Origin of the sequence: Brakhagea baltica (assembly GCF_052161605.1) — a bacterium.
Lineage (GTDB): Bacteria > Planctomycetota > Planctomycetia > Pirellulales > Pirellulaceae > JBKCUI01.
This window is the reverse complement of record NZ_CP197409.1, coordinates 2,786,540-2,807,999: the sequence shown is the minus strand read 5'-3', so window position 1 is coordinate 2,807,999 and position 21,460 is coordinate 2,786,540. Positions and strand designations below refer to the sequence as shown.

At 51.5% G+C, this 21,460-nt stretch carries 21 protein-coding genes; 7 read left to right on the top strand and 14 right to left on the bottom strand.

The window, feature by feature from the left end; all coding sequences use genetic code 11:
- Positions 1–42: 42 nt before the first annotated feature.
- From SH449x_RS10380 to crtI, 7 genes are all read right to left on the bottom strand, one after another.
- Positions 43–495 carry a DoxX family protein gene (locus SH449x_RS10380; protein ID WP_482381820.1) on the bottom strand — a complete coding sequence of 151 codons (453 nt, stop codon included), beginning with the start codon at positions 493–495 and terminating at the stop codon, positions 43–45.
- A gap of 27 nt (positions 496–522) precedes the next feature.
- On the bottom strand, positions 523–1,221 hold the full coding sequence (locus SH449x_RS10375; protein WP_482381271.1) for a pirin family protein: 699 nt from the start codon (positions 1,219–1,221) through the stop codon (positions 523–525).
- Between the two features lie 94 nt (positions 1,222–1,315).
- On the bottom strand, positions 1,316–1,942 hold the full coding sequence (locus SH449x_RS10370; protein ID WP_482381270.1) for an FMN-dependent NADH-azoreductase: 627 nt from the start codon (positions 1,940–1,942) through the stop codon (positions 1,316–1,318).
- Between the two features lie 68 nt (positions 1,943–2,010).
- Positions 2,011–2,481 (bottom strand): MarR family winged helix-turn-helix transcriptional regulator, encoded by a 471-nt coding sequence (locus SH449x_RS10365; protein WP_482381269.1) that lies wholly within the window; start codon positions 2,479–2,481, stop codon positions 2,011–2,013.
- 130 nt (positions 2,482–2,611) lie between these two features.
- Positions 2,612–3,226, bottom strand: a complete 615-nt coding sequence (locus SH449x_RS10360; protein ID WP_482381268.1) for an HNH endonuclease — start codon at positions 3,224–3,226, stop codon at positions 2,612–2,614.
- A gap of 249 nt (positions 3,227–3,475) precedes the next feature.
- Positions 3,476–3,970: a glutathione peroxidase gene (locus SH449x_RS10355; RefSeq protein ID WP_482381267.1), complete on the bottom strand. Its 495-nt coding sequence runs from the start codon at positions 3,968–3,970 to the stop codon at positions 3,476–3,478.
- A gap of 5 nt (positions 3,971–3,975) precedes the next feature.
- On the bottom strand, positions 3,976–5,523 hold the full coding sequence (crtI, locus tag SH449x_RS10350; protein WP_482381266.1) for a phytoene desaturase family protein: 1,548 nt from the start codon (positions 5,521–5,523) through the stop codon (positions 3,976–3,978).
- Positions 5,524–5,692: 169 nt separating this feature from the next.
- On the opposite strand from crtI, the gene SH449x_RS10345 reads away from it, so the two are divergent.
- Entirely contained in the window at positions 5,693–6,229 is a 537-nt protein-coding gene (locus tag SH449x_RS10345) for a dihydrofolate reductase (protein WP_482381265.1), read from the top strand.
- Here SH449x_RS10345 and SH449x_RS10340 read toward each other — a convergent pair.
- On the bottom strand, positions 6,204–7,250 hold the full coding sequence (locus SH449x_RS10340; protein WP_482381264.1) for an anti-sigma factor: 1,047 nt from the start codon (positions 7,248–7,250) through the stop codon (positions 6,204–6,206). The two genes, SH449x_RS10345 and SH449x_RS10340, sit on opposite strands and share 26 nt — an antisense overlap.
- A gap of 58 nt (positions 7,251–7,308) precedes the next feature.
- A complete protein-coding gene (locus SH449x_RS10335) occupies positions 7,309–8,034 on the bottom strand; it encodes an RNA polymerase sigma factor (RefSeq protein ID WP_482381263.1) in 726 nt (241 codons plus the stop codon).
- 321 nt (positions 8,035–8,355) lie between these two features.
- On the opposite strand from SH449x_RS10335, the gene SH449x_RS10330 reads away from it, so the two are divergent.
- Positions 8,356–11,613: a secretin N-terminal domain-containing protein gene (locus SH449x_RS10330; protein WP_482381262.1), complete on the top strand. Its 3,258-nt coding sequence runs from the start codon at positions 8,356–8,358 to the stop codon at positions 11,611–11,613.
- Positions 11,610–12,623 carry a hypothetical protein gene (locus SH449x_RS10325; protein WP_482381261.1) on the top strand — a complete coding sequence of 338 codons (1,014 nt, stop codon included), beginning with the start codon at positions 11,610–11,612 and terminating at the stop codon, positions 12,621–12,623. The genes SH449x_RS10330 and SH449x_RS10325 overlap by 4 nt, the downstream gene beginning before the upstream one ends.
- Here the strand turns inward: SH449x_RS10325 and hisG are convergent.
- Entirely contained in the window at positions 12,620–13,483 is an 864-nt protein-coding gene (hisG, locus tag SH449x_RS10320; RefSeq protein ID WP_482381260.1) for an ATP phosphoribosyltransferase, read from the bottom strand. The genes SH449x_RS10325 and hisG overlap by 4 nt on opposite strands.
- The gene (gene hisE, locus SH449x_RS10315) at positions 13,480–13,935 is read right to left on the bottom strand and encodes a phosphoribosyl-ATP diphosphatase (protein ID WP_482381259.1); all 456 of its coding nucleotides are present in this window, start codon (positions 13,933–13,935) and stop codon (positions 13,480–13,482) included. Before hisE ends, hisG begins: the two co-directional genes overlap by 4 nt.
- 154 nt (positions 13,936–14,089) lie before the next feature.
- Here hisE and miaA point away from each other — a divergent pair, with 154 nt between their 5' ends.
- On the top strand, positions 14,090–15,058 hold the full coding sequence (gene miaA, locus SH449x_RS10310; RefSeq protein WP_482381258.1) for a tRNA (adenosine(37)-N6)-dimethylallyltransferase MiaA: 969 nt from the start codon (positions 14,090–14,092) through the stop codon (positions 15,056–15,058).
- 189 nt (positions 15,059–15,247) lie between these two features.
- Here the strand turns inward: miaA and SH449x_RS10305 are convergent, their stop codons facing one another.
- Entirely contained in the window at positions 15,248–15,514 is a 267-nt protein-coding gene (locus SH449x_RS10305; protein ID WP_482381257.1) for a hypothetical protein, read from the bottom strand.
- Positions 15,515–15,679: 165 nt separating this feature from the next.
- On the opposite strand from SH449x_RS10305, the gene SH449x_RS10300 reads away from it, so the two are divergent.
- Together SH449x_RS10300 and SH449x_RS10295 are read left to right on the top strand one after the other, a co-directional pair.
- Positions 15,680–15,847 carry a hypothetical protein gene (locus SH449x_RS10300; protein WP_482381256.1) on the top strand — a complete coding sequence of 56 codons (168 nt, stop codon included), beginning with the start codon at positions 15,680–15,682 and terminating at the stop codon, positions 15,845–15,847.
- Positions 15,848–15,907: 60 nt separating this feature from the next.
- Positions 15,908–16,900: a DUF1207 domain-containing protein gene (locus SH449x_RS10295; RefSeq protein WP_482381255.1), complete on the top strand. Its 993-nt coding sequence runs from the start codon at positions 15,908–15,910 to the stop codon at positions 16,898–16,900.
- Positions 16,901–17,123: 223 nt separating this feature from the next.
- Here the strand turns inward: SH449x_RS10295 and SH449x_RS10290 are convergent, their stop codons facing one another.
- A complete protein-coding gene (locus SH449x_RS10290) occupies positions 17,124–17,966 on the bottom strand; it encodes a hypothetical protein (protein WP_482381254.1) in 843 nt (280 codons plus the stop codon).
- A 107-nt stretch (positions 17,967–18,073) separates the two neighbouring features.
- Entirely contained in the window at positions 18,074–19,630 is a 1,557-nt protein-coding gene (locus tag SH449x_RS10285) for an MFS transporter (RefSeq protein WP_482381253.1), read from the bottom strand.
- 257 nt (positions 19,631–19,887) lie between these two features.
- On the opposite strand from SH449x_RS10285, the gene SH449x_RS10280 reads away from it, so the two are divergent.
- The gene (locus tag SH449x_RS10280; RefSeq protein WP_482381252.1) at positions 19,888–21,393 is read left to right on the top strand and encodes a hypothetical protein; all 1,506 of its coding nucleotides are present in this window, start codon (positions 19,888–19,890) and stop codon (positions 21,391–21,393) included.
- Positions 21,394–21,460: the final 67 nt, after the last annotated feature.

Below are 21,460 nucleotides of genomic sequence, written 5' to 3'. Positions count from 1 at the left end.
CTCGTTGCTCGCTACCCACTTAACCCCCTCCTTGGAAATCTATCAACTAGCTAGGGGTTCAGGCTTCTGCTTAGAGGGCAAGCAGCATGCACCACCGCCATTCGCCATGAGAAAAACCATTGTCCCCATCAACGACAGATTCTTTAAAAACTGAATCATTTGTTGTTGCGAGGCTTCTCCCTCGAAATTCCAGAAGTCGTGAAAAAAGTAGGTTGCAAGAACGAGAAAGACCAGGAGCATCCCGGCACCAATTCGTATTCGGTAACCCGTTACTATAGACAAGCTACCGATAATCAAAAACAAAATAGCGCCCACAAGCATGACTGAGGGGAACGGCACTCCCTCACTAGCCATATACTTGGTAACGGCACTAAAGTTTGGAATCTTGTTCCCGATAGCGCTCATAAGAAAGATCAAGGTGATCATGATCCGACCGGTAAGGGACAATAGAGATTGCATAGTGGTTTTCCTCTGATTATCGGAATGGGGGAGTATAGTTTATCGGAGAATATTGATCTAAGTTTATGCCAAGTCGAACAGCAAGACTTCTGCCGTGCTGTCAGTAGCTGTTTCTAAGCGGGCTTCATCGCTGAGGGCGATCGCATCGCCAGTCTCAAGCCGGTGTCCATTTGCAGTTAACGTACCTCGCAGTACCTGTAACCACACATGGCGTCCGTTGGGGATGGCGTAATCCAAGCGATGTCCGTTAGTGAGATCCGCCAGGAGGATTCGGGCATCTTGGTGAATCATTAGCGATCCGTTATCGCCTGTTCGAGACGCAACCAATTGCCATCGATTCAGTCGACTTGCCGAATTAAAGCTCTTTTGTTCGTAGCTGGGATCTAGCCCCTTGCGTTCCGGTAGTAACCAAATCTGATAAAAGTGTGTGGGATTGGATTTTGATGGATTGAATTCGCTGTGTGTTATCCCTGTTCCTGCTGTAATACGTTGGAACTCACCTGGTTTCAATATCTCTCCGTTCCCCATCGAGTCTTTGTGTTCGAGTTCTCCGGCCAGGACATACGACACAATCTCCATATCCCGATGCGCATGGGTGCCGAAACCTTGCCCCGCAGCTACGCGATCCTCGTTGATGACGCGTAGGCTCCGAAAGCCCATATGATCTGCGTCATGATACCCGGCAAAGGAAAACGTGTGGAACGATTTGAGCCAGCCATGATCCGCTGACCCTCGATCACTTGATTTTCTTACTGCAATCATTCTCTATCTCCTCGTTTTATTGTTTACATGTAATCTATTTGGTGAAAAAAAAGCAGTTATCGACGACAACTGCTAGCAGCTCTAAGGAAGCCGCTCAAAATTCGGAAGCGATCGATTGTGCGGCTGCGATCGCAGTCGATTCGGTTTTGGCAACATCATCAGGAGAAGCGAGTGTTGGTTCGATCAGAATTGACTGAATGTTGGTGAATCCGATAAAGCCAAGCAATAAATCCATGTATCCCTTTTGGAGATCCATCCCCTTCGCCGCGTCGCTCCCGTAAGCTCCACCGCGAGCATAAATCACCGCAACAGGCTTACCGGTTACCAAACCGGAGTAGCCGGTCGCTGGATCAAAGCTAAAGGTCAAGCCAGGCTGGGCGAGAACGTCAATATAATGCTTGAGTTTGTAAGGGATGCCAAAGTTCCACATCGGCAAGCTAAAAACGTACTTGTCAGCTGCCTTGAATTCTTCGCAAACATCCACCACCGCTTGCCAGGCGGCTTGTTGCTGCGGATCAAATTGCTGTCCGTGCAAGACCTGATACTTGGCATCAATCGTGTATCCATCAAGCTCAGGTAGCTTCTTTTCCCACAAGTCGAGCGTGATCACCTCATCGCCAGGATGAACTGCTCGGTATTTCTCGATAAACGCTTGTGCGACTTTAATAGACTTAGAGCGTTCCTTGCGCGGTGACGACTCTACATAGAGTAACTTGGCCATAACGATTCCCTTTCAATCAAAGTTTGCAAAACTGCTATTCAAAATTAACGACAGGCTGACGAAAACAGTTAGATCGATATACCCGATCGAACGATCTCCAATATACGAATCAGGGATTTCAAATCTCCCTGGGACACATTGGACAACAACGTTTTGTGCAAATTAAGTACCGGTTCATCCAACGTTTTCACTAAACGAATCGCTTGCGGAGTCAATTCAATCTCGAACACTCGCCTATCTGTCGGCGATTGGTTTTTAGTAATGAGCTCCATCGCCAGCAATTGATCGACCACTCGAGTGATGGCCGGAGCAACTTGGATCATTCGGCTGGCAACCTCCAAGCAAGGCAAGGGCTTACCTTCGCCACGAAGAATTCGCAGCACGTTGTATTGGGTCAACGTCAGGCCGTGCTCTCGCAACAACCTTGCCAAGCGATTTTCGAGCAAGTCGCTGGTTCGCATGATCGCCAACGTTGCTTCTTGCTCCACCGAGCCAAACGGCCCTCGTTTCTTCAACTCGTCTTTAAGTGTCTTTGCCATAAGCTTACGCCGCCCGAGTGTCTTGATTGCTCCCGCTTTTATTTTACATGTAAATAGTTTTCATGTCAAGTGGTTTGCAGAGGTACGGGACCGGTCCTGAATAACTCTCGAGCCCACGCAGGGTTAGCGACTAGCCAGCTGTGTTCGCAGTTAAGAAGGTCTTCCACGATTCATAACGAGGATCCTTTAGCGTGACCGCAATTCCGGGGTTCGTGTTCGGTCTGGCTGGGGTGGTCAAGAGCCGCATATTGGCTTCGGCAGGAGTTCTGCCTCCTTTGCGACTGTTACACCCCAAACAGGAGCAGACAACATTTTCCCAGGTCGTCTTGCCACCTTGTGATCGCGGTGTGACGTGATCCAGACTTAACTGGCTCATCGGCTTGGTCTGGCCGCAGTATTGGCACTTGTAACCATCGCGAGCAAACAAAGTCTTCCGATTGAAACGCACTGTCGCTTTGGGCAAGCGATCAAATAAAACCAAGCGAACGATACGGGGCACCTGAAGCTCGCAGGTGGGAGTTCGCAGATAGTCTTCTCCCTCCTGCTTTTCCAGTGACTTGAGTTCCGATAGCTCGCACCAGCTCTCAAAGTCATAGTTGGAGTATTGGTCTTCCTCGATGGTGATAACCTCGGCACAACCTCGATAAAGAAGCGTCATCGCTCGACGTACATCGACAACGCGAACCGCCATGTAGAATCGGTTCAAAACCAAGACGCTACAATCTAACGCAGAGACATCACTCACCTTGATCCTCCCGGTTGTGCAAAACGCTACCAACGAATCCAGCGATGCAAAGTTTCACCAAACTTTGCTAACAACACTGAACCCCTACCAAAAAGCATTGTGCCGCGAACTTCCTTAGCACAAAGCGCAACAACGACCTCAATCGCGGTTGCGCTATGGGCTGAGGACCGACCAGTACTTCCAATGATACCGCACGGCGCACGAGGTTACCAACTAGCACCAAGAATTCTGGTTAAATTGACGAGAAATTCACGCCGGTCTGGCGAGAGCCTTTTCGATCGCAGAGCGTAACTTTTTTGGATTCGTCGTTGGGCTGTATCGCCCGATCACCTCTCCGCGTCTCCCTACGAGAAACTTGGTGAAGTTCCATTTGATGGATTCTGTTCCCAGCAGCCCTTTGCTGGCATTCTTCAAGTACTGGAAGACGGGGTGAGCACCGCTACCGTTGACGTCTACCTTGGAAAACACGTCAAATGTAACGTTGTACGTGAGGGAACAGAATTCGCGAATCTGCGAGTCCGTTCCTGGCTCCTGCATTCCAAACTGATTGCATGGAAAACCAAGCACGGAAAGGCCCTGTTCTCCAAACTCTTCATGCAGAGCCTGCAAGTCGCCGTACTGTGGTGTGAAGACGCACTTACTTGCCAGGTTGACGATCAGCAGAACCCTGCCTCGATAACGGTCCATGGAAATCTCCTGACCGTCACTGAGCCTCGCTGAAAAGGTAAATATCGATTGGTCCATCGGCCCTACGCACTCACTAACTCAGACGCCTCAGACATAGGAGCCATTTCGTGAATGAAACGGCTCGGTAGTCCTAGGTCTGGTAGCAATTGCTTGCATGTGATCCGGGACGACTCATAAATCACGGGCAAGCCGCTGCCGGGGTGTGTTCCGCCACCCACAAGATAGACACCGTCGAGTTCTTCGAATTTGTTGTGTGGTCTTAGGTGCAACATCTGCCCCAAGTTATGAGCGAGATTGAAGGTCGCACCACGGAACACGTGAAAGTCACTTTTCCAGTTCGCCGGAGTGCAAACCTTTTCGTACACAATTCGTTGGCGTATGTCGTGATATCCGAGGGCCTCCATCTTCTTCAAAGTCACCTCTCGATACATGGCTGTTTGAGCCGCATCCCACGGTGTGTTGGGACTCAAATGAGGGACGGGGACTAGAACGTAGATCGAACTCTTTCCCGGTGGAGCGAGTGAATCGTCAGTGACGCACGGGTTTTGAATGTAGATCGATGGATCCGAGGGAAGAACCTTGGCCTGCTCGATCTCGTACAGATTCTTCTGATAATCCTTTGCGATATGAATGGTGTGGTGCTGCTCATCAGGATAAGCCCCATCCACGCCGAGATACATCATGAACGTGGAACAAGAGTACAGTTTCTTTTCCAAGTTGCTGTCCGACCATCGCTTGCGAAGATTTGCCGGCACCAATGACTTCATCGCGTGTGCAAAATCGGCATTGATCACAATCGCATCGCAATCGTAGGAACCTTGATCCGTAATGACAGTCTTAACTCTTCGACCGTCGAACTCCAGTCGCTGCACGGGCTCATTGATCTTAACGGCACAGCCCATTTCCTCTGCGATCTCTGCCATGCGCTCGCTCACACGTCCGCAGCCACCGTACGGATGATAGACACCGAATTCGTATTCTAGGAACGACAAGATCGAAAACAAACTAGGACATCGGAACGGAGACATTCCGAGATACTTAGCCTGGAACGAAAAGGCGATTACCAGCCGAGGGTCTTTGAAATAGCTTTCCAAATCGTGTCCGAGCGACTTCCACGGCTTCACATAGGCTGCGGCTGCTGCCAAGCTCGGTCGGAGCAAGTCCAGCATGCTATTGAAGGGGGACTCAAGAATTGGACGGAACTTCTCGAGCTTTGTCCGGTTTCGATCCATGTATCGCTTTACGGCCCCTTTGTCCGCTGGGGAAAGAGCAGCTACCTGACGATCCATCTCATCCATATCCGGACAGCAGTCTAGCTTGCCGCCTGCTCCGAACGAGATACGGTACTGCGGATCGAGCCGCTTCATCGGGATCTCTTGCTCAATATCCCGTCCGACCGACTGAAAGATTTCCTTGAGAATGCGAGGGTACAGATAGAAAGTCGGCCCCGTGTCAAAGGAAAACCCCTCTTCACGCAACGTTGCACAGCGACCTCCCACCTGCGAGCGAGCCTCGAGAATTGTGACCTCGGCTCCAGCGTGAGCACACTGCAACGCCGCAGCCAAGCCCCCAGGTCCCGCCCCGATGATCACCACTCGTTTGTTTCGCATAGTTTACTGTTGCGCTTCGTGTATGGCTGCAAGTTCCGTTTCCGAGTATCCTACCCAGCTATGTTATAGCCGATCGGCAAGCATTGGGATTCCCCTGCTTTCATGACTTGGCAAGAATCCCAGCCACGGAATTTAACCTCGTTCCTTTTGTGAAACACGGTAAATCAGGATGCCCCCAGCCTCACAGATTCAAGCGGTCGTTGCTATGGCTAATAATGGCACAATTGGACGCAGCGGAGCGTTGCCGTGGCATTTGCGTGCTGATCTGCAACTCTTTCGTCGTTTGACGATGGGACACGCCTTGTTGATGGGACGCAAAACGTACGAATCGATTGGGAAGCCGTTGCCGGGACGCCGAACCTTCGTGCTGACCAAACAGTTCGGTCTTGAGATCCAAGGAGTTCAGACGGTTCAAAGCGTCGAAGAGGTGTATGAGTCGTTGGGAAACCGATCCCTATTCGTGGTGGGGGGGGCAGAGATCTACCGTCAATTGCTTCCGATCTGCGGGGTGATTCATATCACGCGTGTCCTAGCGGAGCCCGAGGGGGATGCCACGCTGGATCCTATTCCGTTGGAAGACTATCGCTGCACAGAACAGATGTACTTGCCAGCAAACACCGAGAACGATTGGCCGTCAATCTACCAACGCTGGCAACGCTCTCGCGGGTACGCTGGTAAGGCTATCTCGCAAGTGGCATTACTGTGAGTGGCGATCGATGGCTAGGGCCAAGGCACCAATCATTGGTGTCCAAACCCGCTGCGTTCATGAGTGCTCGGTTCAAGTAAGGATGATCGACATCGCTAGCTACGTTCGATGTGCTAGGAGCTAAACTTGGTAACCTAACCGCCCGAACTTTACCGTCCGAATACAAGATATTCGTAATGCAAGCACCGTGAATGATGGGCCTCAGATTGGCTTTTATATCTTCCTCACAAACGAGATCCCCCAAGATCGGAACATCGGAATCATGAGAGCTCGGTGTTCGGTATATGCCTTTGTCCAGTATGCCCAGGTTGTAAGCATAAGAGCCTCCCACAAATCGTCGCCACGAATCGTGGAGGTCCACTGGAGCTTGGATCAGTTGAGCCGTACTTGGAATCGAAACCTGGAACGTTGCTCTAGGGCTGGTGGGACACCAGAGGAACTGTGTGGATCCCAACAGACCCGCTTCGTGAAGTCTGACTACGTATATGCCCGCGAACGACATGGGACCTTGAGTTTCGATCTTGGGAAACTGGTGACGCTGATTCGTGTCCGTAAATCGATGAAGCGATTCCCCAATCTCCCTCAGGTTATTCGAGCAGGCGAATCGTCTAGACTCCTCACGAGTGTACCAAACACTTGGCAACAACATGCACAGAAGCGTGATCCCTACCGCCATGAGCGCCAAACTATCAACCCAAGCCATCCGAACAGTCCGATGCGCCGCATCGACCACCGAAGACAATCCAGCTATCACGGATTTAGGGGGTGGTTCCTGAGCAGGACGGTCATAGACATGAATCAACTCCATAGTCCTGCCGACCAACGTATGGTCCGGTTCAAAAACCTCATTTTTGGTTCCAGCTAAGGGTAGGATCAAACCCCGCAAATCTGATAACCTCAGTCGCACGTCCGGGCTAGCAGCGAGAAGCTCCTCGATCCTAGCTAGCTCCGAATCATCGAGGCTATCCATGAGATAGCCGATGAGGTCTTCGTCAGTTGGGTGATCACTGGGAGAATGCATGCGCGTGATGCGATAAATTTCGAAGGAGTCAAACTAAGGTGAGGCAAAACAAAAGGGACTAGGAGTCGTCCTGTTTGCCATCGTTCTCTTCCATACGCATCCAAATCGCATTCAGTTTACGAATAGCCGTAAAAACTCGACTCTTTACCGTCCCGACAGGAATCCGGAGGATCTCGGAAATGTCGGCGTACTTCATTTCTTGGAAGAACGCGAGTTGAATGAGTTGCTGTGTTGGCTCGTTTAATTGACTGAGTGCCTCTCTGACGCGAGCCGCATTCTCGTTTCTTTCGGCAAATTCCTCCGGCAAAGCTTGATTACTCGCCAATTTATGCATCAACGTCTCGTCACCATCGGAATTCGATAGTGCGGTATTCAAACTGCCAATCTGGTGGCGTTTATTCCGACGCATAAAGTCAATTGCTTTGTTGCTGGCGATGGCATAGAGCCAAGGTCGGAATCGTCTACCCTGTTCGAACTGTTCGATTCTCAGGTGGACACTTAGGAAAGTAGCCTGAAAAACGTCTTCGGCTTCCTGTGCATCACCTAAAAAACGCCTGAGGTAGGTGTATATTTCTCGCTCATAGCGGCGGACTAGCTGCTCAAAAGTCTGGGGACAACGTGTCTTGAGATAAGTACCAACGATCTCTTCATCGCTGACAATTGATTCGGTGTCGCAGCCCATGTCGATTCCGAAAGTCGGTGTGCTGCTCTCCTCCGCAGGGACGGACTTGGCTTTGGTTAAGCTGTTCTTCGCTTTTAGTAGGGATCTTTTCAGCCGGTTCATTGGCAAATTTCCTTTCTGACTTCCATGTTACTTGGGCATCAGGCTGCCGCGAATCAAACGCTACGTCTCATTTAGACATCCCTGATTCTAGTCCAACCCAGCCCCCCAAGTCAAAGAACCAGACCGGTTTCACACTAACTTAGTAAAGATAGCATTAGACGTGCTACTTCTGGCGGGGTGGGTTTGCATAAAAAGATTAAAGTTTCGGCCTCATGCTTCCCCCCGCTCCATCAACGGCATTGACCCGGGTTTGCTGGTTTCGCTAGATACGCTATACGACGTGAACACGCTCTTTCAAACTCTTTCCCCCTCCCCGCCACTATGTTTCCGACTCGGAGCCTGCTTGGCACTATCTGTGCCCTTCTTTGCGTCACGTTTCTCAGTGGTCGACTTATCGGACAACAGCTCGACTCCGCTGATACAGTCGTCCGTCGAGACTTAGCATTCACTCCAGAACAATTGGGTACTATCGAAACAGCATTCAGGCAGTTATTTCAGGGCCGTGTTCACTCGCATCCTGCCAAGCTGAACGCCATCCTGATACAGATTGGTTCCGAGACCATCTCGGTGGAATTTCTCGCGCCCCAGCGAACCCTCCGTCTGGAGGGAGCAAAGCGACTGGTTGCGGATATAGCACGGCTAGGGACTGCCGTCTCCGATCGATCCACACAAAACTCTCTCAGGGTTCTCTCGCTGAACGGCAACGGCCAAAGCTCCTTACTGCAACTGGCCCAGGGTTCACGGAATGGGAGCAGTTCGTACGCCCCCACTAATCCGTTCTTAAACATGCTGCGCAAGTCGGAAACTTCACAGGACAGGTCGTTCCAAAACGGCGATGGACAAAATGGGGCGGGCGGAGTTTCCCTGGCATCCGCTCAAGAATCCGTGGGGCAACCTCCCGCCATCATCCCCGCTATTCCAAATGCCGAACAGACGGCTGCGCCGAACCAAATCCAGGACCCAGACGCTCCGGTCTCTCTTCCGCTCCCGCAGTTCGAAGGAGTCCAACTGCAAATGCTTCCGGAATTGGATGCCGTGATTTTGCGTGGCCGTGATCGTCAACTCACCGACCTCGCCGAGATCATTAAACGCCTGGATGAAGCCAGCCGACTCTCGCGACCTGAAATTGAAGTGATTCCGCTCAACCATGTTAATTCGGAATCCCTTGCCACATTGATTGCAACCTCCCAAGAAAAATTCATCGGCGGCAGGCAGGGGCGAGTATCGGTCTCCCCACTCGGCTCTCCTAACGCTCTGCTGTTGATCGGCTGGGGAGAATCGATGACCGCTATGAAGGAACTGATTCTCAAGCTGGATCAGCCATCGACCACTGATAGTTCCTTTACCGTCATTCCTCTCAAGGAGGCCCTGGCTGCCGAGGTTCAAACGCAGCTTCAGACCTTTTTCCGATCTCGGCCCGGGCTCGGACCGGTTATCCAGTCCGCGTCCGACAGTCGCTCTAATTTATTGATCGTACACGCCTCACCGCGAGATCTGCTCGAGATTCGTAGGCTGGTGGAGCAACTCGATATTAAGCCCTATGCGGACAAACATGTCGCCAAGGTGTTTCAGCTAAAACACACTCTCGCCGCCGATACAGCCCGAGCACTTCAACAAGCTCTCTCGACGGCAACCGGAACCAGGAACAAAAGCATCGAACTATACGACGACCAAAATCGGAGCGTGGCAACCAGCGGTTTCTTGGGCGCCGTCCAAGTTTCTACGAACGACCGCACCAACTCGATCATCGTTTCCTGTTTACCTGAAAACATGTCTTTGATCGAGCAGTTTATCGAGCAACTGGATAGCCCCGGCGCAGTGGCTAAGATTAAAATCTTTCCCATCAAAAACGCCACGGCGGCGTCGCTAGTCGAAACATTACGTTCGCTTTTGCCGACGGCGGGCGGAACGGCTGCCACTCCACAACTTTCTAGCTCACCTGATGAATCCTCTCTCTTACCGCTGCGGTTTACGGTCGATGTTCGTGGTAACAACATCATCGCAGTCGGTTCCGAAGGGGACTTGAAAATCGTTGAGGCTATTATCTTTCGATTAGACGAAAGCGATGCCGCGCAGCGAAAGAGTTCAGTATACCGACTCAAGAATTCTCCAGCGGTCGATGTGGCTCTCGCCATCAATGAATTCTTGAGGAGCAAGCGTCAAGTAGAAAACATCGGTCCCGATGCCAGCAACCCATTCGAGCAACTCGAAAAGGAGGTTGTCATCGTACCAGAGCCAGTTCAGAACAAATTGATTTTGAGTGCGACACCGCGTTACTACGACGAGATCAGCAGGCTGATCGAAGATCTTGATCAACAGCCGCCACAGGTCATGATCCAAGTCCTTATTGCTGAGATCGTACTCGGTAATACCGATGAGTTCGGGATCGAGATGGGGCTTCAGGATTCGGTCCTATTCGATCGAAGTCTCTTGGGAGGGTTGTTAACGCGAACCAATACCACCCAGACCTCTACACCTGCTGGTGTCGTAACAGATACGACGCAGGAGATCGTCGCCGCGACCAACACTCCAGGCTTCGACTTTAACAGCTCTTTGCCATTAGGAAATAGCGGGTCCGGTCGTGCCCTCAATTCTTCTGGACGAGTCGGTGGACAAGGTCTTTCCAATTTCTCGGTAGGTCGCGGCAATGACACCCTTGGTTTTGGTGGGCTGGTCCTCTCCGCTAGCAGCGAGAACATAAGCTTCTTGCTCAGGGCCTTGCAGGATACGAGAAGGCTTGAGATCCTGAGTCGCCCCCAAGTGCTTACACTCGACAACCAACAGGCCTTTATTCAAATTGGTCAGCGAGTTCCACGGATCGTTCGGTCGAACATCACAGTACAAGGTTTTCAGCAGAGCGATATCGAACTCGAGAATGTCGGTTTGATTATTGGCGTTACCCCACGCATAAGCCCAGACGGTAATGTGGTGATGGAGATCGATGCAGAGAATTCCAAACTGGGACCTGACATCGAAGGCATCCCGATTTCCGTTTCCCCCGACGGGCAAATCGTTCGAGCCCCTAGGGTAGACGTAGTCACAGCCCAAGCAACCGTCAGTGCCGCTGACGGGGAAACGATTATCCTCGGCGGTTTGATCTCAAAAAGCACGCGAACTATACATCGCCAGGTTCCTTGGCTCGGGGATATTCCCATTATCAAGCATTTCTTTAGTTACGACTTTAATGAGACAAAGCGATCCGAATTGGTCATCATCATGACACCACATGTTGTGCGATCGGCTGGTGATATGGAACGATTGAAGCAAGCAGAGTTTGCTCGCGTCAGTTGGTGTGAAGCCGATGTGTTCGATATTCACGGTGACGTGTTCCCACGGACAGGTCTGCTGGATCAATTTGGAGCGGATGACGATTGCCCTGTCGTTTACCCAGCGGTAACTCCACGAGGAATCCTCGACTCCAACAAACGTCCAGGCGTTATCACTTCACCTCTAGAAGAGTCACCCGCCTACTCTCGCCCCGCAGAGCTCATACCAGCCCCTGATTCTGAGAGTTCAACAAGGAATCCATCCTCGCCTTATGTTGCCATCGGTCCCTACGTCGAAGGGAAACCACAATGAATCTGATCAAGATAATCCCACCATCATTGCAGATGAAACATATAAGCATGTCACCACGGTTAGTTGTTTTGGCGATGATACTTTTGTCGTCCGTGTGCGGCTGCCAACCCTTTATGAATAAGAAAAGCGTCTTCCCATGGGGACGTAAAAAGGATGCTCCCAAGGTTATTCCAGACCGCATCCTCGCCGTTTGGACTGATACGGTTCTTCATCAACAGGGACAACCAGGCGTGCGCGGGTTTGGTGGTCGCGTCTACTTCTACGAGAAAGAGAAAACCGATCCCATTGAAGTCGAGGGTAGTCTCGCGGTCTATGCTTTTGATGCCGACAACGATGCGATTGATTCTCAGAAACCACTTCGCAAATTCGTGTTTACCACCGAACAACTGGCTGACAGCATGAGCAAAACTTCAATGGGCCCGTCGTACAACATTTGGCTTCCGTGGTCAGCCGTTGGCGAGCCGGCTCAAAAGCTGAGCTTGATTACACGTTTTGAAGGCGTCGAGGGTGGAACCACGATTTCCGATCCCGTGATCAAACTTCTTCCTGGAGTGGCAAAGAAATCGGATACCAATGGAAAGGGGACGAGGGCGGACGAGAGCAAATCGGCTTCCGATCAAGGGGTTCAGCAAGCATCCTTCTCCGAGGCAAAGGAGCTCAAGTCCTCGGAATCCGAAAAGATACGACCTATCGAGACCATCGAGTTGCCGCCGGGTTTCCAACGGCATTTGCTCGATTCTCAATCTATGCGGAAAGGGCTCGATGCCAACTCCCTCGATTCGATACGGAATAACCCCTCGATGGCCAATAGCGTTACAAGCACCCAGGTTTTCGATGCTAAGAATTCGACACCACGATGGGATAGTTCAGCAGCTGCAAAGAGTTCAGGTTCCAACGAGGGAGAGTCGGAGGCCAGGCTCTTCTCGTCATCACGCCCTGACCGCAGCAACATTCGACAAGGTTCTTGGCTCAAGGCAGAAAAACGTCTCAAGGACGGAATCCAACGCTAGAGTCGGCAGTTGTTGATGGAGGTCTCCAGGATCGCTTTGGCTCCCAGCGTTTCTAGCTTTTCCATGATACCGATAATCTCTTTGCTCTTTACCATGGCTCGCACCGCGAACCAATTCGAGTTCTCCAACTGCGTCACTGTTGGCGAGGTAAATCCAGGGGTGATCTGTTCTGCATCCACTAATTTCTCGCGAGGGATATTGTATTCCAGAAGCGAATAATCTCGGGCGATAACGACACCCTCGAGTCGCCGCACGATTCGGTCGGCTGTTGTCAGGTCGCGACAATTCGGGCTTTGTACGAGCACCGTTTCATAGCTGCCAATGTCGGTCAGGATTCGAAGTTGGTTCGCGGCTAATGTGCTCCCGGTTTCGACCAAATCCACAATGGCATCCGCCACTCCGAGCGAGACCATAATTTCGACCGAACCGTTCAGCTTGACCAATCTCACCGGCGCATTGTGTTGATCAAGAAACTTTTTAGTCGTGTTAGGAAAACTGGTCGCGACTCGTTTTCCCTTGAGATCTGCTGGCGTTTGTATGTCGGACTGGATCGGAACGCACATGGCCAGTCGGCAACGGCCTACCCCTAATTTCATCCGGACGGCCACATCTGCTCCCGCCTCGTCAACCAAATCGCTTCCTGTGATACCAAGGTCAATGGCCCCTTCGGCACAGAGAGTAGGAATGTCGTCCGTACGAAGGAAGGTAATGTCAGCTGGGAAGCCGTTAACTCTAGCGAATAGCGAGCGATCTTGACGCCGAAAGCTCAAGCCAGCTTGATGCAGGAGTTCCGTAGCGAGTTCACTGAGCCGTCCCTTGCTCGGGACACCGATTCGTAGTTGCTGATTCGAGTTAGTCATTTTGGTTCTGTTCTTCGACGTTTTTCTTCGAGACCGGACGTACCTTCGCGTCGAACCAATTCCTCCCGAACTTGGTTCAGTTCCACTCCACGAAAGGCCAGTAAAACCCAGAGGTGGTAAATGAGATCCGCTGCCTCACGTACGGTGTGCTCCAGGCCCTCAGAGCCAGGCTCACCAGCGGCCTCGATAACCTCACCGGCTTCCTCAAGGATTTTTTCGGCGATTTTCGGAATTCCCCCCCGAAGGAGTTTTGTTGTATAGGAGCCTTCGGGTAACGTAGTAGCTCGCTCGCTTAGCTGGCTTAAAAGCCGATCGAGAACATCGTCTTGCATGTAGTCAACGTCGTTTTCGGTTGGTGAGTTAGAACGGCTTTCGCGGGACAGATTTAAAGGTTTGGTGTTCGAAATGCCCCGAACAAGCCCTTTTCGCAATACTAAACTGGAACGGACCATGAGTTCAGCCCGCTTGAGACCTACTCGAGTTGCTCGCAATAAATAGTACTTATCGATCCTGGGAGTTATTCGGAATCGACCTGAAGGCCGTATTTCGCGACTCAATCCTAAGTGGAATTGCGTGTTTTGTCGATTCCAACAGGCGGAAATGAAGATGCCAAATCTAAGCACAATCGATCAATCTTGGATCCGCCCTCCCCTCGAGGATGCCATATACATCACAGGACCAACGGCATCGGGCAAAAGCCGATTAGCGGTCGAGGTCGCAAACCGGCTCAATGCTGAGATCCTTTCGGTGGACTCGATGGCAGTTTACCGAGGCATGGACATCGGGACAGCCAAGCCCGCCCCAGACCAACGGGGTGGAATTCCGCATTACCTTATCGATTTGGTCGATCCTACAGACGATTACAGCGTGTCCCAATTTGTGGTCGAAGCTCACGCCAAAGCCCAAGAGATTCGTTCGCGAGGGAAAAGAGTCCTATTGGTTGGCGGGACTCCGCTCTATTTGAAATCGCTTCTTTGCGGAATGTTTCTGGGACCGCCTGCTGATTGGGACTTTCGAAAACAAGTCGACGAGGATGTCGCAACACACGGCATTGATGCTTTGCGACACCGATTACTTCAAGTAGACCCTCTTTCGGCTCACAAAATCCTGCCCAACGATGTGCGACGCACGGCAAGAGCCTTGGAGGTCGCTCGTGCAACCGGGGTCCCGTTGAGTCACTGGCAAACGCAGTTCGAACGATTTTCGATCCCCAAAAACTGCTCTGCATTCGTTCTTTCCTGGGAAAGGAGCGAATTGCATGCACGAGTGAATGAGAGAGTGGATTCGATGTTTCAGGCCGGCCTATTAGAAGAGGTAAAGTCTCTCGTTGAGAAGCACGGGACTTTGGGCAGAACGGCATCCCAAGCGGTTGGCTACAAAGAAACGATCGAGTTCCTGAGCGGACGCTTAACAGAAAGAATGCTTATCGATCAAGTAAAAGCTCACACTCGTCAATTTGTGCGTCGCCAAGAAATTTGGTTCCGGTCCATGCCGCTTCTGCAACGATTAGAAGTCAATTCAAATATTTCTCAGGCACAACAAGCCAACCAGATTGAGATTGCCGCAGCCTACTAGAGAGCAATTGACGATACCAGAGAAGAAAACAGCGGCCGGGGGGATTAGAACCCCGACCGCTGGAAGAGATTCGCACAAGAAAGAGGAGACAATTCTTGCTCGATGCAAATCTCACTTCTGCAACCTCACGACTCGAAAGCCCCATCAAGTGGCGAGGTTGAGAAGAGGGAGAAGTTGAAGAGTGGCAGCCTACCGGACCTGAGGTGGAGACCTGCCGGCACCGATATGCGACGAGATACCCAACCCCGAGCAGCCTAGGAGCGACAGTGGCGAGCCTCCCCTGGAAGACGATTTCGATCTCGGAACCACACTGCTAAGATCGGTCAAACCAAATGGGAGCAAACGGTATCGTCTGTCAGCTCGCAGATGGGTGGCTATCTCTAGCACTTCTTCAGCATGACCGTCGGACGCAGCACGAGGGATGGCTGCGTCAAAGGCTTTAAGAACAAGTTGCATGAACTCATTCCTGCTGAGAGGCAATCGAAGATGATTTTTATGCGAGTACATAACTGCACCAAATGCTCCCAAGCTGGTTGACCAAATCTGTCGGCCACCGCGTTCAACCGAAACTGCGTTGGCAACAGGAAATCTAGGTCAACTTTTGATAGGAGGCAAAGAATCTTGAAAGATTTTTTTATTCGTTCATGGCTTGGTGGCAGAATTAGTTGTGGGGATAACTGGGATACGGAGACTCGGATCGGCGGAGCGATCCGCGACATTGTCGCTGACCGCTCCGTCGTTCAGTTACCAGAATCGAACTTTGGGGGTGTGCTGCCTGATTCGTTTTGATATAGGCACTTGGCGGAGTCATCCTGTGAGATGTGACAGTCTTCCCCGGCGTTAAAATTTATGGGAACAAGGCAACTGAGAATTCCAAAAGCATCGGGCTGCCTTGCCTTGTGTGTTGCCATTTTCTGCCTGACTGTCCGGTGCTGTGGGATTTCCTTTGCGGACGACCGAGCGTTTGTTCACGATACGAACTTGTCCCCTTCTGACTTTTTAGATAGCGATCGCAAGTTTTGGGATCTATCGATGCCGCATTTGGACCACAATGAATTCACTAGCGAGAGCGAAGAGTCTCGCTTTGAATGGCTTCCAACCGGTTTGATTTATCGATCGTATCTAGCAGGCGAAAAGGAGCCGCGGATGGGTTGCCGCATGCTCTACGACTTGATCGATAAGCGGGTCGTAACCGAGGCCTGTCTAGGGGGACGAGTTGGGCTGCTCCGGTACGGCGGTCGAGATGAACGAGGCCCAACCGGTTACCAGCTTGACTTTGAGGGGGCCGTGCAGACACGTCTGTTACCTGAAGAGCCGAGCACCATGATGGAAGGGGCCGATTTTCGTTTCGGTTTATTGAACACATGGCGAAGCGGCAATATGACTTACAAGGCGGGTTACTACCATATAAGTTCTCATCTTGGCGACGAGTTCCTGATCGAATTTCCCGACTTTCCGCGGCTCAATTACGTTCGAGATGCAGCCATTTTCGGAACCATGGTCGATCTTTCGGATGATTGGCAGGGGTATGGTGAAGTGGCTTATGCCGTTGGGACATCGGGCGGTGCAAAACCGCTGGAACTGCAATTCGGCACCCAATGGGCACCTGTTGGCCAAGGCTCCGGGGCTGGGGCGCCCTACGCTGGCATCAATACGATGATGCGGCAAGACTTTCGTTTCCGAGGTAGCATGAATGTCGAGTGCGGTTGGAATTGCATGGGTCGATCCAACGGCAGTAAACTCAAAGTCGGCGTGCAGTATTATCGAGGACCGTCGTTGCAGTTCTCCTTCTACGACAAACTGGAACGGCTCGTCGGTGGCGGCTTGACGTATGACTTTTAATGACCACTCCCTTACGACCTCAAATCACAAAGAATACGAAAGTTCGCATTTGTAAAGGTTTAAGTAATTTAATCTGGTACGGCGCACCTAGTTGCTTAGGTCTAGTGTCTCGCTTGGGTTCCTGTTGATTCCAGTTCGCTCATTTGGGATGGTCATTAGAATCATTCACCGATCCATGATTAGCGAAGATTACTGGGCTTCGATCTTAACGTGGGTTGGTGTGCTAGTCATCGAGTGGTACCGCGCCGCGACCGCCGTAGAACTTGGTAATGTCGATACCGTGGCGTTGCTCGTCTTCCATAAGCTTGATCCTGAGCTCTAGACGCTCCATTCGCCTTTGCAACTGCGGTATCATCTCGAGCGTGTTGGTTACGACTTCGTGACGAGGTACCGCTGGGTAACCTAGATGTCGCTGCATGGCTGCAAACAAAAATAGAGGGTCTTTGCGACGATTCGCGAACGCAATCTTGCCTTCTCGCTCTCCGAAAAGAATCGGATACTCCGCCTCCGCATCCTGCCCGAGATGCCTTTTGCGATAGGTGACAAACTCTTCGCTTCGTCCGTAGATCAAGTCGGCTAGATCGACAAATCCGAGCTGCCGCCTGACGATGAGGATCCACTCCTTCCAGTTCGCATCGTAAAGAGGATCTTCGCTCATCGCCTTTAAGCCTTGGTCATAGTTGAGCCGATTGCGACATAAAGTCTCGAACTGATAGAAAAAGAAACCTTGGCGATTGTCGGACCGACCGCGATAGTCCGCCTCGTGTTTCAGAATCTTAAGTGCGGTCTTGAAGTCGAACCGGCCGCTATCCGACTCCGATTGCTCTACAATAAAGGACTGAAACGGAGTGAAGTAATGGCTTATCTTCCTCATGCCGGGCGCCATAACGCCGGAATGCTTGAGCTCGGCGGTTAGAAATGCGATCGCCATCGGCAGTTTCGTCGTGGCCAGAACTTCATAGCGACAGAGTTCGAGGAGTTCTTGTAGCGTAACGTCTTGACCAAGCCTTTCGAGCAGGACGCCAAAGAAGTGCGATTGTTCGATGAACTCTTCACGGTCTAGCATGACGAAACTTTGGGATGGATGCAGGATTGCATCGAAGCAGAAATAAAAAGAGCCGAGGTCGATTCCACCTCGGCTCGCACAATTCTTAGTATAAGAGAAATTGTGGTCTAGTGTCCACTCGCTGCCTGTCCGTTGATCGTTTGTGGCTTGTAGCCACCCTTTGACCTAAAGTAGCCGATGAGAATCAGATAGCAGACCAACATAAAGGCTGGGAAGATCGTGATCTTGGCCAATGAAGATTGCTTGGCACCAGTCGCTAATTCTTCCACTTGCTTTCTTTTCTCTTCATCCAGCTTCGCAACCTTATCCGAGTCAACTGCTTGATAACTTCCTAAGAAGTAAGTCGCATCTTTGGAGACTTCCTCGTAGACACCGGGCATCTCTGCAACGATAGCTGTCTTAGCCGATTGCTCTTGCATAAAGCCAATGACTGGGTTCCCGAGAACACCCACGGTGAGCATACCAATCCCCGCGATCGCATTGAGCGTCAGTGCACCACCCTTGGGGAATTGCTCAGCAACAACACCCAACATGGTCGGCCAGAAGAAGGTTTTGCCGACGCCGTACAAAGTTGCTGCCGCAAAGATCAAAGCCATTCCTTTGACCATCGATAAGCTATAAAGCCCGATAATCGCGAGGACAGAGCAAGCAGCAAGGAGACCAAGGGGCGACAACGCTTTCACAATAGGGCCAGCGAAGAATCGCAAAACCATCATGATCGCCGAGGTATAGATCAACACCCAAAGCGGGCTGAAACCAGCTAGCTTCATCGGCTCTTCCATAATACCGGTGATCGCACCGTCGGTGCCGAGTTCGGTCGTAGCAAGCGGCATCATGATCAAGCACAAAAATATCATCATCGGACGTCCGAGCGACTTACAATAAACCCCGTAGATAACCGTTCCAACAATGATCGGAGTGTACACGGCGTACGCTGGCCAAGCGAACGTTTCGCCCAAGTTACGGAAGATCAGGAACAATGCAATCGCAGCTCCGATCACGCCAAACTCACCCAGCATTTCCGCATAGGTCGCTCCCATCGAAACTCGTTCGCTGACAGGGAACTTGGCTCTAGCCAGCATGACCATGTAAATGATCGCGGGAATCGCGATGATGTAGACCAGTAGTCGCCAATCCTTCTGAGCAGCTTCACCAAGTCCCAGAGTAATCAGACCACCAATCACCAATCCACCGGGCCAACCAGCGTGAAGCATGTTGAGGTACTTGGTCTTTTCCTTATTGAACAACGTGGCAACGACCGGATTGATGAACGCCTCTACGGTTCCGTTGCCGAGCCCCAGGATGATGGAGCCGATTGTGAGAAAATTGAGCCCTTTGGCCTGCGCGTCGAGCAACGCTTGCCCTTCAAGCCCCGGAGCCTTGACGATCCCATAAGCATAAAGTGCGAACGCTGCATAAAGCGAATAGCAGACTACGCTAAAGAACATAGCGGTTCGATAGCCGATCTTATCGATGACGAGGCTGAAGAGAATGATGCTGATAGAAAACGACCAAATCCCGTGTCCAAACAACGTTCCGGCTTGAACGGTATCAAGTCCGAAATCTCGCGGCCACATTTCAGCCGTGTTACACATAAAGGCCCGCGAGATAAACGCGAAAGCGGTGGTAATCAACGCGATGAAGCAGCCCCAAAACATTAGCATGGAGGGCTTCTCAGTAGGTTGAGAGTCTGTCATTTTTCTCTGAGTCATGAAGGAAGTAAGAGGAACGATCTTTTGAGGAGTGAAGTGTAATCCGCCACAGATCATTCCGCTACAGTGGATAAGTCACCCAAAAGCACGTTTTTTGAACTTCTTCACCTCTTTCAATGCGACGAACGCTCCGATTTGGTAATCTAGACGGTTTGCTCAGTGCTTAGGGAGCCTGTTTCATCCCGAGCCGCTTAGGACTCCGATTTCTAATGGTTGTGTTTGCTATGCCGACTCATCGCGTCTCTGTGTTTGCTGGTTTCTGCTGTGCGATCTCGCTTCTGGTTCCAAATTGGCCGACCGCCCACGGGCAAGCGGCTCGCTATCAACTTGGCAAACAAGTGATTGCCTTTGAAGAGGCATTCGAAGCGATTTGCTCGGACTCCCAAGAACGAGCCAAACCACTCGGGGACCTTCAAAAAGCCGTTCGTTTGTTCTTTGCCCTTTCCCTACCCGAAGCAGAACGAGCAATCGATCAATCGCGACTGTCGTTACTTTCAAAAGAGGATCGGCAAGCGGTCGCGGCAGTCGCTGGATTGAGGCTGAAGATCGCGGAGCGTTGGGTTGAAATTCAATCATCGGGCGATCAGCCACCTACCGTGGAATTGTCTTTGGTCGACGCGTACGAATCAGGGGCAGCCCCATTTCCCAAGTCGCTGTCGCTTACGATCGATCTCTTTCGTTTTGATGACAAGGGGTGGAAAAACGTTAATTCCGGAGGAGCAAACCAGGACAATTCCGCCCGCGAAACATTTTCGATTCCGGACGGCAGTTGGAAAGGCTCGCTCGCACTTCCTGGCGAAGGAGATTTTGTGTTGCGACCGATGTTGAGCGTGGGGGAGAAACATCTCGCTTTACCGTGGTACATCGTCTCGGCCACTCGCAATCGAGACGAAAGACTGGAAAGCATCCTGACTCAATCCAAAGAGAAGAACGCTTGGAAGTCGAATTGGTTTGGGGCAACTCTCAAGCTGAACGCAGCCGTCCTACGATCGACAGCTCGAAACAGCTTGTTGGAAACCGACTACCCGGTTCATCAAATCTTACAGTGGCTCGAAAAAGGGCTCGCTGCGGAAGGTAGCGGTGAGATTCTAAAGGATCGCGAGGGGCCCAAGCAATTCTGGCTGGACATGAGTGACGCTGGTCGATCGGGTGTCGTCCGAATGCAGCTACCCAGTTCTGTGCAAGAAAACTCCAAGTTGCCGGTCATTGTGGCGTATCACGGTGCCGGGGGGAGCGAGAACATGTTCTTCGATGCCTACGGTGCGGGTAGGCTTGCTCAGTTGGCTGACGATAATGGATATCTGTTGGTCACACCCAGGCAGCCCCTTATGGGAGTCTTGCTATCACTACCGGCATTGCTCGACAAGCTGGATGCGCTCGCTCCGATTGATCGGGATCGAATCGTGGTGATGGGGCATTCTATGGGAGCAGGGCAAGCGATCAGTCAACTCGATCGAAGTCCAGGGACCGCTCAAGCGGCCGTGATTCTCGGTGGAGGCAGAGCCGTGGCTAAACCCGATGCATGGAAGGGTATGCGGACTTATGCGGCGGGAGGTGATAAAGACTTTGGCCTGGGGGGAGTTCAAGCGTTCGCAAAGTCAATGAAGTCGGCTGGCATTACCAACGAGTTCGAGATTTTCGACAACACGGAACACTTGGGAATTGTTCAGGTCGCTTGGGACAACATATTCCGCTGGCTGGGGCAGTCCAAATGATGGGACTCTAGATTACAATCAGGCATCCTCCCGTCTAGCATTTTGCAGGGAAAGCAAAAAAGCTGGT